Here is a 12664-nt window from a genome sequence, read left to right on the forward strand (position 1 = left end):
TCCAAAACTTGCCTGCCTTAGTGGTAGCAGCTTGATGAAGCCCGCGGAAAACAAATTGCCAAAAAGGTAAAGGCGCCCCTAAGGACGCCTTCGCAATTTCTCAAGCAGTGGCCTGTGTTTAGAGGCTTGCGTCGAGCGCTGCCAGCAGGGCGTCGCCCATCTCAGACGTGGACACTGGGGTGCCGCCGTCCGCCTGCATCAGGTCGCCGGTGCGCACGCCATCCGCCAGCACTTTCTCCACAGCCGCTTCCAGACGGTCCGCTTCTGCGCCTTCGCTGAAGGAGTAGCGCAGCGCCATGGCGAAGGAGAGCACACAGGCACACGGGTTGGCTTTGCCTTCGCCCGCGATGTCGGGTGCGGAGCCGTGTACCGGTTCGTACAGTGCCTTTGGACGGCCGTTGTCCATGGGTGCACCCAGAGAGGCGGAGGGCAGCATGCCCAAAGAGCCGGTCAGCATCGCGGCACAGTCAGACAGGATGTCGCCAAACAGGTTGTCGGTGTAGATCACGTCAAACTGCTTTGGTGCGCGGACCAGCTGCATTGCGCCGTTGTCGGCGTACATGTGGGAGACTTCCACCTCTGGGTAGTCTTTGGCGACTTCGTTCACCACTTCACGCCACAGGATGCCGCTTTCCATCACATTGGCTTTTTCCATGGAGCACAGACGCTTGTCGCGCTTCATCGCCAGTTCAAACGCCGCGCGGGCGCCACGCTCGATCTCGGATTCAGTGTAGCGCTGGGTGTTGATGCCGACACGCTCGTTGCCTTCTTCAAAGATGCCGCGTGGCTCGCCGAAGTACACACCAGAGGTCAGCTCGCGCACGATCATGATGTCCAGACCGGACACGATGTCGGTTTTCAGCGAGGAGAAATCTGCCAGCGCGTCAAAACACTGCGCCGGGCGCAAGTTGGCAAACAGGTCCATTTCCTTGCGCAGGCGCAGCAACCCGCGCTCTGGCTTCACGGAGAAGTCCAGATCGTCGTATTTTGGCCCACCCACGGCGCCCAGCAGAACCGCGTCCACTTCTTGCGCTTTGGCCATGGTGTCGTCGTGCAGCGGCACGCCGTGTTTGTCGTAGGCCGCGCCGCCGACAAGGTCTTCGCTCACGTCAAATTTCAGGCCACGCTTGTCGCCAAACCAGCCAATAATGCGCTGGACCTGGGCCATGACTTCGGGGCCGATGCCGTCGCCGGCGAGGATGAGAAGCGAAGGGTTGCTCATTGCGGTACGTCCTTGATCAAATAGGTTCGCTACGGGTTACCGAGTGGCGCGTGAAAGATCAAGAAACAAAGGGCTTTAAAGCGCTCTCAAGCAGGCTCCAGACGCGGGAAATGCGCGGGGTGTGGCGCAGGCTTTCATGGGCAGTGAGCCAGACGGGCAAATGCGGGATGGGAAAGTCGATTTTGATCTCCTCGATTCCCGGTGTTTGCCGTGCGATGTGGCTCTGGCAAAAGCCCAATCCACAGCCCGCGCGCACCAATTCCCAATAGGTGGTCTGGTGGTCACAGCGCACCGGAAACCAATCCCGATTGGCCGGGATACCCATGCGCCGCATCTCGCGGATGATGTCGTCATTGGCGTCGTAGCCGACGATGTCATGATGTGGCAGATCTTCGGCCCCTGACGGGCGGCCTTTTCGGGCGATGTAGCTCTCGGCGGCAAACATGCCCAAGGCTATGTCACCAAGATGTTTGGTGATCATATCGAGTTGCTCGGGGCGGTACATGCGCACAGCAATATCGGCCTCGCGAAAGAGCAGGTTCTGCGATTGATCAGACGGGACCAGCTCGATCTGAATTTGCGGTTCTTTCTGTCGCAGGTCTGCCAGAATGTTCGGCATGACATGATGCGCCATGAAGATGGACGACGAGATCCGCACGGTGCCGGCCAGGTCGCTTTCCCCACCGGCGGCGGCCAGCGACAGGTCGGCCATGGCGGCGGCCATACGTTGCGCGGGTGCGAGTAAGGCCTGTCCTGTATCGGTCAACTCAAAACCCCGCGCGTGGCGGTGGAAGACCTCAACTTTTAACGTGTCCTCGAGCGCCTTGATGTGGCGCCCCAAGGTGGGTTGGGAGGCATTGAGCTGCCGCGCCGCACCAGACAAAGAGCCGGTTTCCACCACAGCCAGAAAGGACTGGATCAACGACCAGTCGAGGTTTGAAAATGCCTTTTCCATTCATTTATGAATATCACGGCTGCGAATTTCGCCAATACCTAACTGTCTTCGAATGCCGCATGTTTGGTTCAAGACGCCAGACAGCAGGAGAGAGATCATGGCACAGACGGTTTTGATACTTGGCGCAAACGGGCGGTTTGGACGCAACGCAGCGCAGGCTTTTGCCAAAGCAGGGTGGGAGGTCCGCCCCTTTGATCGCAGTAAAGACCGGCTGCGTGAGGCGGTGCATGGGGTGCAGGTGATCGTGAACGCCTGGAACCCACAGTATTTTGACTGGGCCACGCAGGTACCAAAACTGCACGACGAGGTGATTGCCGCTGCCAAGATGGTGGATGCCACGGTGATTGTGCCGGGCAACGTCTATGTTTACGGCAAAGACACGCCAAGCCCGTGGGGGGTGACCTCCCCGCATCAGGCGGCAAACCCTTTGGGCCAAATCCGCCGAGACATGGAACGTGCTTATCGCTTCAGCGAGGTGCGCACGATCATTCTGCGCGCCGGGGACTTCATCGACACCGAGGCCTCGGGCAATTGGTTTGACATGATCATGACATCCAAGATTGGCCGGGGTGTGCTGACCTATCCGGGCAAGCGCGACGTGGACCATGCTTGGGCCTATTTGCCAGACCTATGCCGCGCCGCCGTGATGCTGGCGGAGAAGCGGGACCAGTTGAACCGGTTCGAAGAAATACCTTTCCCCGGCTACACGCTGACCGGCAACGCGTTGGCGCAGGCGTTGGAGCAGGTGTTGGGGCGCACATTGAAGGTCAAATCCATGGCGTGGTGGGCCATCCAGCTGGCCTCGCCGGTCTGGAAACTGGCGCCGCATCTGCTGGAGATGCGCTACCTGTGGACCACGCCTCATCGCTTGGATAGTGCCCGGTTTGAGGAGCTGCTGCCGGAGTTTGAACCCACAGAGCTGCACAGAGCCTTGGCCACCGCGCTGCCAGAGACAGCGGTGCCTCAAAAGGTGATGTCGACCCAGACCATATGATGGCGGCTGGCTTTGATGTCTTTCACAGACAGTAAGTCATGGCCCGGATCATCAGGTTTGGGCCAAAACACCCCGGTGTCGATTACCTTTAGATCGGCGCTGGGCAGGACATAATCGACTCGCAAATCCCCCGGCGTCGGCTCCCGCCAATCCACGGTGGGCCCCGCCCGTGCCAGTGGGTCTTGTAGGCGCAGATCAGCAAGCAAAGCTTGAATGGCTTCATGCCGCCCTTCGCCTTTTTGCGGATCGAGGTTCGCTCCTCCCATGATTACAAACGGCGACTCTGGTGCGGGACCAAGTTTGCCGTCCAGCAGATGAGACCACAGCCGAATTTCATCAGCATTGCGCAACCCGTTTTGATCCTCCGGCCCGTCAAACACCGGCGGCCCCGCGGCAAAGAGCATAAGCGTCACTGGCCCATCGGGATGTAAAACGGGCAGCACCCAATGACCATTGGACGACAACCGCTGAATGGCTCGTGCTTCCTCCGAGGGGAATGGTTGCCCATTTACTTCGGGCAGCGTGGCCTCCGGCAGATCCCGCCACAACAGCGCCGAGAAATCCGTCGCTTCCCCAAACGGCCAGCGCGACAACACCACCATCCCTCCAGCCCCGCGAAACTTGCCGTAGCCCTGCGCATCCGCAGGTGTGTGCAACCGCCCGTCGCCGTTCATGTCCAGCCCCGTGGGATCGCCTGTGTTAGGTGGCAGTGCAAAGACATGCGGATAGTCCAACCCGCCTTTGCCAAGCCGATCGCGCAGCGCCTTTGCTCCTAGCAGATCGGCGTCATAGTCCACGCCTTGCAGGAACAGGATATCTGGCGCGAGATGTGTCACCACCTGAGTGATTGCCGCCACCTGAGGATCGTCTCGCGTGATGTCGCGCAGCATGATCCCCGGCCCTTTGCGGGTCAGTTCCACATCATAAGTCGCCACGCGGATCGTCTCCGCATGCGCAAAACTCACAAAAAACAGAAAGCCTATCAGGCAGCCGAGGACACCGGATGCGTGCCGCGCGACGCGGCATAGGCGCGGCGGCGGTTCTCGTCGATCATGGTGGCAATGCGGCTCATGGCAATGCCGCGCATGATCATGCTGGCCGGTATGAAAGCCCATGCGCTGATGGTCCAGATCATTGTCATCGGATCGCTTAAGTAGATCGGATCAATCAGGTCCGACATCATCTGAATGATCGCCGGGATTAAGAATGGCATAAGAAATCCTAACGCAATGTTAAGACGCCCATCCCGTTGCAGACGTGGCAGCACATCGCCACCCGCGGTGGGGTCAAACAGCGGCAGGTTGATCCAGACGTTAAATGCCCCGTTGCGCGCCGGCCATTCCAGCACGCGCACAAAGAAATAAAACACCGCCAGCGTCATCAATGAGATCAAATAGCTGAGGCCAGACGCGGTGCGCACCTCTTTGATCAGCTCCGGCGTGGCGTTGTCCGGCAGCATGATCACCATCAGCCGCACAGGCGAATAGGGGAAATCAATCGCGTCGCCCACAATGATGCCAAGCGCATGCAAAAAGGCGGTGAAGGCGTTGGGCGCCACTTCGCCACGGGCAATCACCGAGAGCGCAAAGACGGTAAGAAAGATCGCCAGAAACCGCAGTCGGTTGAACGGCGGGGCGTGGCGGAATTCGATGAAAGAGGGCGACGCCGTCACATATTCGATGAACACGAGGATCGAGCTGAAGATCGCAAACAGCAGCACAATGTGCACCACATCTTCGCTCACAGTTGGCAAGATGATGGCTGGCAAGGCAAACAGCAATGCCACCAGTCCCGCACGCGTTGCCGCGCCAATGATTCTGCCTATCACAGCTCGTGTCCCTTCAAACCGGATGTCGCGTTATGTGGCTCTTTGGCCGTGCGATCTTGTTCCAACTTGATCCCGCCTTGACGACGGGGTGCCTCATTTATGCCTTATTGTGGCATTGGATCTTGGCAAGTCTCAAGGTTTTGTTTGGATTTTGGCAACCAAGCCGCGGCCTGAGGCTGAGACTGGTGCGCGAATGCATCAATTTGGCACCTCAAAAAAGCACTGTTTTTCAGGGTGATACTAAATCTGGTGGGCGAATTTGGCGGGGCCACAAGGGTTTCAGGGAATGTGACCGCCTCACAATATGTCGCGCCACATTTCTGCCTTAATTCAATTTCCAAGTATTCCAAAATTGGAATTTGTATTGATTTAGATCAATGTGACGCCAAATCTAATTCATATTCTAAATTTAGAATGTGAAAGGAAATGCTATGTTATCCCCCCCTGTCGCGCGCGCAGACGCGCCTTACTCTCCCCTCTATTTTCTGGCCACATTGGGCTCTGGCGGCCTGATGGTGACCTTCTTTATGTTTCTGATGTTCTGGGTGCCCCATCCCGGACGGCCCGTGCCGATCTTTGAAGACATCACCGCCGCTTTCTCATCTGGAGCACTCCCGCTTCAAGCCGCGATCGTCGTGGCCATGGTCGGCATCGCCGGGCTGACCTTTCTTCTGATTAAGTCGCTGTTTTGGAACCTGCGCAACCTGTCGGCTTTCCGGGCCACGCCCGCCTATCAGGCGCTGCGTACGTCAAACGCCGAAACCCAACTCATGGCGATCCCGCTTGCGCTGGCGATGGTGGTGAACGGTGGCTTTATCGTGGGTCTGGTGTTTGTGCCCGGCCTGTGGACCGTGGTCGAATACCTCTTTCCTGTGGCTATGATCGCCTTTGTCCTGATTGGCGGATACGGGCTGATGATCATGCGCGACTTCTTTGGCCGCGTGCTGATCAACGGCGGCTTTGACTGCGCCAAAAACAACAGCTTTGCACAGGTTCTGCCCGCCTTTGCCTTCGCCATGGTGGGCGTTGGCCTAGCCGCCCCGGCGGCCATGAGCGGCTCAGCTTTGGTGGCGGGCGTGTCCTTTGTCCTGTCGAGCTTCTTCATTGTGGTGGCAATCCTGCTGGCGGTGGCGAATGTGATCTTGGGCCTGCGCGCGATGATGGAAAACGGCGCCACAGCCGAAAGCGCGCCAACGCTGTTGGTGATTGTGCCGCTGATCACGGTGATCACCATCGCCTGGATGCGCCAGAACCACGGTTTGCATGTGCATTTTGACGTGCACGGCGGCGCGGGCGAAACGCTCTCCATGCTGACCACATTGTTGATGGTGCAGCTTGCCGTGTTGGCGCTTGGCCTGACCGTGCTGCGCCGCTTTGGCTATATTTCCACATTCATCACTGGACCGGAGAAATCCGCAGGCTCTTACGCGCTGGTCTGTCCCGGCGTGGCGCTCTCTGTGATGCTGCACTTCTGGCTCAACAAAGGTCTAGTGGCGAGCGGTTTGGTCGACAAGTTCTCGCTGACCTATTTGCTGATCTCTGCCGTGGCGATTGCCCTGCAGGTGGTGATGATCTGGCTGGTGCTGAAGCTCAACGCCAAACACATGGGCGGCACGGATCGTCAGGTGGCCGTGCCGGCGGAGTGAAGGGGGGGCTAGATTGCGATAAGACGCCAAAGCAATGCTTTGGCGAGCGCCCCGTTGGCCGGTAGGGTTTCGCAAAGCGAAATCCCGAAAGGTGAACCGCCCCCGTCAAACCAAAGGTTTGCCTTCGGCAAAACGCGGGCGCTCCGCTTTCGCCCCTCGCCTCAGTCGCTGTCGAGACTTCGGAGGTTATCTACTGAAGCCGGGGCCAATCGTCCCGGCTCACATGCCAAAAGGCGCAGTCCTCGAACCTCTGGCGGGCAGGGGCCCACACGGCTTCCACGCAGTCTTGTGTCATTCCGAGCTTGGCCAGCAGCGCCAAGGATGCTGTATTGTCAACCTGCGCACCGGCCCGCACCGACGTCATGCCCAACTGGTCAAAGGCAAATGAAATCGCGCCCTGTGACAGCTCCATCGCAAAGCCTTTGCGCTGAAAGGCGGTGCCAATCCAATAGCCCAGCTCGGCACAGTTGTCTGCGATGTCGAGTTTGCACCAGCCGATGATGTTCCCGCTGTCTTTGCACATTACTACTGCGGCAAACACCGCGCCCTGTTGCATGGCTTCGATGGTATTGCGGAGAATGCCCTGAGTGTCTTGTTTCAAAAGCGGCGTCGGCCAGACCGCCACCCACTTGCTTATCTCCGGTGTCATCAAATTGGTGAGCGCGTCTGCGTCTTCCATCCGACAGGGGCGGAGCAGAAGGCGTTTAGTTTCAATAGTAGCTTGGGTTGAGAGGGGGGCTGGTTGTTCTACGCTTTTGGGTTTGAGCGGATTTTGTTCAACTCTCAAAATTGCCAGTTTGAAGCGGTCGTTTCGGATTTCGTTGATCGCATCCTGAAGTGTCGAAAGAAACTGGTGTACACGATTGTGGGGGGAGAGTTCTAGGAGGCTCACATTGTGGAGCACCAACAGTAAGTTCTCACGCAAATTTTTTGGCGCGCTTGCCGCCACATCCAAAAGCGCATCTAGATTTAGTTCGCTTGGTGAATAGCCAAACCGTTTTGTCCACTCAAAAGCTGCGTCTAGTCCATGCAGCAGCGTTTCGAGGTTGCCGCAGTTTATATGATGGACAGCGTAACCGTCGCGTTCAAAGCGATGGACCCGCGTGTCCACTTCATCTTCAAACACGTCTTGAATATTTGAGTTGTCGGTGGGCAAAGCGTCATCCCAAAAAGAAAACCCCGCACAACGTGAACGGTTGTGCGGGGTCATGTCAATCAAAGGGTAGGGAGGTTACACCCAAGGACGCGCCGCACCCGCTTTGGCTTCATAGGCGTCAATTGACGCTTCTTTCTCCATGGTCAGGCCGATGTCATCCAGACCGTTCAGCAGGCAGTGCTTTTTGAAGGCATCCACCTCGAACCTGATGACCTCACCGTCCGATGTGGTGATTTCCTGCGCTTCCAGATCCACGGTCATTCGGGCGTTTTCGCCCTTTTCCGCGTCCTTCATCAGTACGTCCACCTGCTCCTGCGGCAGCACGATCGGCAGCATGCCGTTCTTGAAGCTGTTGTTGAAGAAGATGTCGGCAAAAGAGGTGGAGACAATCACCTTGATGCCAAAATCATCCAGCGCCCACGGTGCGTGCTCGCGCGAGGAGCCACAACCGAAGTTGTCGCCCGCGATCAGGATCTGCGCGCTGCGATACTGCGGCTTGTTCAGCACAAAATCTTCGATCTCGCTGCCGTCGCGGTTGTAGCGCATCTCGTCAAACAGGCTCACACCAAAGCCGGTCCGCTGGATCGACTTCAGGAAGCGCTTGGGGATGATCATGTCGGTGTCGATATTCACCAGCGGCATAGGCGCGGCGATACCGGAGAAGGTTTCGAATTTTTTCATCGTGTTACTCCAATGCGCTCAGGGCGCAATTAAGTCTCGGTGCAGCGGCCTCTGGACTCGTCTGAGGCCGCACATTCTTTCTTTTTGCGATCCGATAAAACAATTGGTTTGCGCTGAGAGTAATGGATTTCTCCATCCGCCCAACGAGCACTACGTCTCACAAGCACGTCGTCGCTACGGTCAAACGCATATTCTTCCGTTTGAGCTGTATTTTTTGCGAGCTCCCATTCGCCTTGGTTGGAGGCTGTGAGAGCATCGAGAAACACAAAGAAATCTTCGCGTTTAGCGTATGCAGTAAACCAGTACTCATTCTTACCGCTGCTTCGGCAGCTTGAGACATGAGTTCCATCGGTGAGAAGTTTTGTGTTTGGGCACACAAACCAAGCTGGGCCGCTCCAAAAAAGCGAGATGATGGACACTGTTGTAAACAGTACCCACCAAAAACGCTTCTTGAAGAAGGCCAGCATTGTTTTACATCAGCTCGCGAATATCGGTGAGCTTGCCGGTGATCGCGGCGGCGGCGGCCATGGCTGGGGACACGAGGTGTGTGCGGCCCTTATAGCCCTGACGGCCTTCGAAGTTGCGGTTCGATGTAGACGCGCACCGCTCGTTCTCCGACAGCTGATCCGGGTTCATCGCCAGACACATGGAGCACCCAGCCAGACGCCATTCAAAGCCGGCCTCACGGAAGATATCCGCCAGACCTTCTTCCTCTGCTTGTGCCCGCACAAGACCGGAGCCCGGCACGATCATCGCGCGCATGCCCTCTTTGATCTTCTTGCCTTTCAGCACTTCAGCAGCAGCCCGCATGTCTTCGATCCGGCCGTTGGTGCAGGAACCGATGAACACGGTGTCGATCTCGATGTCGGTCAGCTTCTGACCCGGGGTCAGACCCATGTACTCAATGGAGCGACGGGCCGCGTCCACCTTACCACCTTCAAAATCTTCCGGCGCAGGCACCACACCGGTGATCGGCAGCACATCCTCAGGGCTGGTGCCCCAGGTCACAACCGGCTGAATGTCTTCGCCTTTCAGGGTCACAACCTTGTCGAAATGCGCGCCTTCGTCGGTGTACAGTGTCTTCCAATACTCCAGCGCCTGCTCCCAGGCACCGGCTTTTGGCGCATGTGGACGGCCTTTGCAGTAGGCAAACGTGGTCTCATCCGGCGCGATCAAGCCAGCGCGGGCGCCGCCTTCGATCGCCATGTTACAAACCGTCATGCGGCCTTCCATCGACAGATCGCGGATCGCTTCGCCACAGTATTCGATCACATAGCCCGTACCGCCACCGGTGCCGGTTTCGCCAATCACGGCCAGGGTGATGTCCTTGGCGGTCACGCCCGGCTTCAGTTTGCCGGTGATCTCCACCTTCATGTTTTTGGACTTCTTCTGGATCAGCGTCTGGGTCGCCAGAACGTGCTCCACCTCGGAGGTGCCGATGCCATGCGCCAGCGCGCCAAAGGCGCCGTGGGTCGCGGTGTGGCTGTCGCCACACACCACAGTCATGCCCGGCAGGGTCCAGCCGTTTTCCGGGCCAACAATGTGCACGATGCCCTGACGCACGTCAGACACCGGATAGTAGTGCACACCAAATTCCTTGGCGTTTTTGTCCAGCGCTTCCACCTGGATGCGCGACTCTTCGGTCATCTGCGCTGGGTCTTCGCGACCGGCTGTGGTGGGCACGTTGTGGTCCGGCACCGCGATGGTTTTTTCTGGCGCGCGCACCTTGCGGCCCGCCATGCGCAGGCCTTCAAACGCCTGCGGGCTGGTCACTTCGTGTACGAGGTGACGGTCAATATACAACAGGCAGGTGCCATCGTCGGCTTCATGCGCAACATGGGCATCCCAGATCTTATCATAGAGCGTTTTGGGGGACATGGGTCCTCTCCACTTTGTTTGGATTGCTGAAAATATGGCTGACGTGCGGGCACGCAAACGCGCGCCACTCGCTCATAGTGCGGCGATGACAGATTTGCTCTGACCAAAGAAGCGCCATGGCAAAAAGGCGCGGTCAGCAATGTCATAGATGCGTTTCATGCCTCTCCCCTACAGGGTCGCGCAGATTCCTTCAAGCAGAAGCACACAATCCGCCACACACGCGTTGCCGCAGAGGCAGCCCCCGTGCAAGGATGCATTTATGGCTGAGGAGAACACCACAGAGACCCAAACCACTGGCGATACGCAGGAATCCGAGCTGGATCGCATCGCCGGGGCGGAGCGCGAGGTTGCGGCCACCCAACCCAGTGAAAGCAACACACAAACCACCGAGATCGCGCTTAGCATCTGGGATCAGGTGGTGGATTTTGGCGAAAGCCTGCTGCGGCCCTGGGCGTTTTATCAGGTGCTGATTGCTTTGGCCCTGCTGGCGCTGGCTTATGCGCTGGCGGCGGTGATCAAGCCGCGGTTTTATGCCTGGCTCAAAACCCGTGAGGGCTGGTCCAAACTGCGCTACCGCTATGCGATGATGGTGCACCGGCGCATGGTGCTGATTGTGTTTAACGGGCTGATCTGGTTCACGGTTTGGGGCATGCGCGCGGTGACCTGGCCCAGTCGGTCTTATCTGTTGGTGGGGCTGGCCAATCTGGCGCTGGCCTGGCTGGTGGTGGTTGTGGTGCTGCGCGTGGTGCAAAACACCACCCTGCGCACCTTCTTGCGCTATGGGGCGTGGATCTGGGTCACGCTGGTGCTCACCGGCCTGCGCGACGATGCGGTGCAGCTGATGGACAGCATGGCGCTGGTGTTTGGCGAAACCCGCATCTCGCTTTGGATGATCGCACAGGCGGTGCTGCTGCTGGGCCTGACCTTTGCGGTGACCCGGCTGCTCTCCCGCCAGGCCGACGCAAGGCTCAAGCGCAGTGAAGACATCTCTCCCTCCATGCGGGTACTGTTTGGCAAGCTGCTCCAGGTTTTCCTCTATACAGCCGCCTTCTTTGTGGGGCTGCGCATCATTGGCTTTGACCTGCAAGGCCTCGCCTTCCTCACCGGCTTCATTGGGGTGGGGCTTGGTTTTGGCTTGCAAAAGGTGGTGTCCAATCTGGTCTCCGGTCTGATCATTGTGATGGACAAGTCGATCAAACCCGGCGATGTGATTTCGCTGGGGGAGACCTTTGGCTGGATCAACTCGCTGGGCGCGCGTTACATCTCGGTTGTCACGCGCGACGGCAAAGAATTCCTTATTCCAAACGAAGACCTGATCACCAATCAGGTGGTGAACTGGTCTCATTCGGACGCCTATGTGCGGCTCGATATCTTCTTTGGCACGGCGTATGGCGATGATCCGCATCTGGTGCGCAAGGTGGCGGTGGAGGCAGCACAGTCGGTCAAACGTGTGCTTCGCTACCCCAACACGCCGGTCTGTCACATCGTTGGTTTCGGCGACAGCAGCGTGGATTACATCCTGCGGTTCTGGATCGAAGACCCCACCGGCGGGCTGACCAACATTCGCGGCAATGTCTACCTCGCGCTCTGGGATGCCTTCCACGAGCACGGCATTTCCCTTCCCTTCCCACAGCGCGAAGTGCGCATGTTGGAGGAGGATGATCCGGTGAACAGCTCTCCCTAAAGTCTTCATTTGGCCGAAAATATCTCGGGGGAACGCTTGGCTTGGCCAAGCGTGGGGGCTGGCCCCCTCTGCCAAAAACCGCTGAAAACCGCGCCAAACCGGCTGAGAGGCGCGAATCCCCCTTGCCTTTCGTTGAGAAAACCGCCAACCGGTGCTATCTTGAAATTACGCTCGGCACCGGGGCTGACGGGTGCGCTACAAGGAGGACAGACTTCTGTCTCTGAACACTGACGTGGCCAATGCTACTGACACTGGTTCGATTGTGACGTCGGACTCTCCGGATACGACAAGCGAGGCACTGCTTGCCCGTATTCTCACCTCTCTGGATGAAGACAAAGCCGAAGATGTGGTGCAGATCGATCTGCGCGGCAAAACCTCTATTGGCGATTACATGGTGATCTGCACCGGGCGCTCCTCGCGTCAGGTGACGGCGATTGCCGAAAAGCTGATTGAGCGGCTGAAGTCCGAGTTTGGACGCGGCGCCAAGGTTGAAGGCAAGGACACAGGTGACTGGGTTCTGGTCGACACCGGCGACGTGATCTTGCACATCTTCCGTCCGGAAGTGCGCGAGTTTTACCAGCTCGAAAAGATGTGGGTGCCTGACGGTACCGCATAAGATT

General features: G+C 58.0%; 12 protein-coding genes. 4 read left to right on the forward strand and 8 right to left on the reverse strand.

The genetic code is table 11. The annotated features are described in order from the left end of the window. Window positions 1-118: 118 nt before the first annotated feature. Together leuB and SIB92_RS16815 are read right to left on the reverse strand one after the other, a co-directional pair. On the reverse strand, window positions 119-1222 hold the full coding sequence (leuB, locus tag SIB92_RS16810; protein WP_412553118.1) for a 3-isopropylmalate dehydrogenase: 1104 nt from the start codon (window positions 1220-1222) through the stop codon (window positions 119-121). Window positions 1223-1280: 58 nt separating this feature from the next. Then, the gene (locus SIB92_RS16815) at window positions 1281-2177 is read right to left on the reverse strand and encodes a LysR family transcriptional regulator (RefSeq protein ID WP_412553119.1); all 897 of its coding nucleotides are present in this window, start codon (window positions 2175-2177) and stop codon (window positions 1281-1283) included. Between the two features lie 97 nt (window positions 2178-2274). Between SIB92_RS16815 and SIB92_RS16820 the strand changes: the two genes are divergently transcribed. Next, window positions 2275-3171, forward strand: coding sequence for an epimerase (locus SIB92_RS16820; protein ID WP_412553120.1), 897 nt, complete (start codon window positions 2275-2277; stop codon window positions 3169-3171). Here the strand turns inward: SIB92_RS16820 and SIB92_RS16825 are convergent. Continuing rightward, complete coding sequence (locus SIB92_RS16825; RefSeq protein WP_412553121.1) at window positions 3141-4136, reverse strand: endonuclease/exonuclease/phosphatase family protein; 996 nt, start codon at window positions 4134-4136, stop codon at window positions 3141-3143. The two genes, SIB92_RS16820 and SIB92_RS16825, sit on opposite strands and share 31 nt — an antisense overlap. 17 nt (window positions 4137-4153) lie before the next feature. Further along, window positions 4154-4999, reverse strand: a complete 846-nt coding sequence (locus tag SIB92_RS16830; protein WP_412553122.1) for a hypothetical protein — start codon at window positions 4997-4999, stop codon at window positions 4154-4156. A gap of 431 nt (window positions 5000-5430) precedes the next feature. Here SIB92_RS16830 and SIB92_RS16835 point away from each other — a divergent pair, with 431 nt between their 5' ends. Next, a complete protein-coding gene (locus tag SIB92_RS16835; protein ID WP_412553123.1) occupies window positions 5431-6645 on the forward strand; it encodes a TsoY family (seleno)protein in 1215 nt (404 codons plus the stop codon). Between the two features lie 190 nt (window positions 6646-6835). Here SIB92_RS16835 and SIB92_RS16840 read toward each other — a convergent pair whose 3' ends face one another. From SIB92_RS16840 to leuC, 4 genes are read right to left on the reverse strand one after another with little or no spacing between them, the layout of a single operon-like run. After that, window positions 6836-7855 (reverse strand): GNAT family N-acetyltransferase, encoded by a 1020-nt coding sequence (locus SIB92_RS16840; protein ID WP_412553124.1) that lies wholly within the window; start codon window positions 7853-7855, stop codon window positions 6836-6838. A 21-nt stretch (window positions 7856-7876) separates the two neighbouring features. Then, on the reverse strand, window positions 7877-8482 hold the full coding sequence (gene leuD / locus SIB92_RS16845; RefSeq protein WP_412553125.1) for a 3-isopropylmalate dehydratase small subunit: 606 nt from the start codon (window positions 8480-8482) through the stop codon (window positions 7877-7879). Between the two features lie 29 nt (window positions 8483-8511). Beyond that, window positions 8512-8949, reverse strand: a complete 438-nt coding sequence (locus tag SIB92_RS16850) for a hypothetical protein (protein ID WP_412553126.1) — start codon at window positions 8947-8949, stop codon at window positions 8512-8514. Window positions 8950-8953: 4 nt separating this feature from the next. After that, on the reverse strand, window positions 8954-10360 hold the full coding sequence (leuC, locus tag SIB92_RS16855) for a 3-isopropylmalate dehydratase large subunit (protein WP_412553127.1): 1407 nt from the start codon (window positions 10358-10360) through the stop codon (window positions 8954-8956). Between the two features lie 259 nt (window positions 10361-10619). Between leuC and SIB92_RS16860 the strand changes: the two genes are divergently transcribed. Continuing rightward, window positions 10620-12044 (forward strand): mechanosensitive ion channel family protein, encoded by a 1425-nt coding sequence (locus tag SIB92_RS16860; RefSeq protein WP_412553128.1) that lies wholly within the window; start codon window positions 10620-10622, stop codon window positions 12042-12044. Window positions 12045-12276: 232 nt separating this feature from the next. Continuing rightward, window positions 12277-12660 (forward strand): ribosome silencing factor, encoded by a 384-nt coding sequence (gene rsfS, locus SIB92_RS16865; RefSeq protein WP_412555860.1) that lies wholly within the window; start codon window positions 12277-12279, stop codon window positions 12658-12660. Window positions 12661-12664 lie beyond the last annotated feature (4 nt).

Origin of the sequence: Shimia sp. MIT1388, assembly GCF_047124445.1 — a bacterium.
In the GTDB taxonomy this organism is placed as follows: domain Bacteria; phylum Pseudomonadota; class Alphaproteobacteria; order Rhodobacterales; family Rhodobacteraceae; genus Shimia.